Annotated in this window: 1 protein-coding gene; it reads right to left on the reverse strand. The window is 67.0% G+C overall.

Annotated elements, in window-relative coordinates:
• Positions 1-1409: acyltransferase domain-containing protein (locus AB0D93_RS41580; RefSeq protein WP_362131976.1), on the reverse strand; the 1409-nt coding region annotated here is incomplete at its 3' end.
• Positions 1410-1426 lie beyond the last annotated feature (17 nt).

Consider the following 1426-nt stretch of genomic DNA (forward strand, 5'->3'; position numbering starts at 1 on the left):
AGTGCGGCGCCGGGGACGATGACCTGGCCCTGGATCTCGTGGTCGGCGAGCCAGCCATGCGTACCCACCGACAGACGCCCGCTGAGCAGAGCCCCACCATCGGCAAGACCGGTCACCGCACCCAGCAGCGGATGCAGACTCTCCTCCAGACCCAGCCGCACCGCACCACCCGACACACTCGCCGGAGCCTGAAGCCAGTACGCGGTCCGCTGGAAGGCATACCCCGGCAGATCCACCAAACGCCCGCCCGGATACACCGCCCGCCAGTCCACCCCCGCCCCATGCACATGCACGGCAGCCAACAACATCGCCAACGTCCGAGGCTCCGCCTGATCCCGACGCAGCGCCGGAACCAACACCACACCCTCATCCAGCTCCGGCACACTCTCCTGGCACGCAGCCAGCAAACCCCCCGGACCCAGCTCCACAAACGCCCGCACACCCAGCCCACAAAGCACGCCCACCGCATCAGCGAAACGGACCGTGCCCCGCACCTGACGCGCCCAGTAACCCGGCTCCCCAAGCTCACCAGGCCCGACCAGCTCACCCGTCAGCGTCGACACCAACGAAACAGCCGGCTCCGCGAACTCCAGACCCGACGCCACCTCCGCCAACTCCGCCAGCACACCCTCCATATGCGCCGAATGGAACGCATGACTGACCGTCAACGAACGAGTCCGAACACCCCGCTCCCGCCACAACCCCGCAACCTCGGCAACCGCATCCGCATCACCCGAGACCACCACCGCAGACGGACCATTGACCGCAGCAACATCCAACCGACCACCATAAGAGGCAAGATCCGCACGCATTTCCGCCTCGGCAGCCTCGATGGCGACCATCGCACCGCCCTCCGGCGCAGCCTGCATCAACCGCCCACGAGCAGCCACCAGCACACACGCATCCTCCAGCGACAGCACCCCCGCAGCATGCGCCGCAGCCACCTCACCGATCGAATGCCCCACCACCACATCCGGCACCACACCGAACGACGACACCAACCGGAACAACGCCGTCTCCACCGCGAACAACGCCGCCTGCGTAAACCGCGTCTGATCCAGCAACCCCGCAACCGACGACCCCGGCGACGCCCACATCACCTCACGCAGCGACCGCCCCAACAGACCATCGAAATGCCCACACACCTCATCGAAAGCAGCAGCGAAAACCGGGAACGCCTCATACAACTCCCGGCCCATCCCCAGACGCTGACTCCCCTGGCCCGTGAACAAGAACGCCACCTTGCCACCAGCACCCTCACCCCGCACCACCGAAGCCGCATCCGAACCCCCGGCCAACGCCGCAAGACCCGCCACCAACTCCGCACGATCCGCACCCACCACCACCGCACGCCGACCCAGCACCGCACGATGCACACCCAACGACACACCCACATCCGCCAGATCCACACCCCCACACCGCTCCA

The organism is Streptomyces sp. NPDC048191 (assembly GCF_040652655.1).
Classification (GTDB): Bacteria; Actinomycetota; Actinomycetes; order Streptomycetales; family Streptomycetaceae; genus Streptomyces.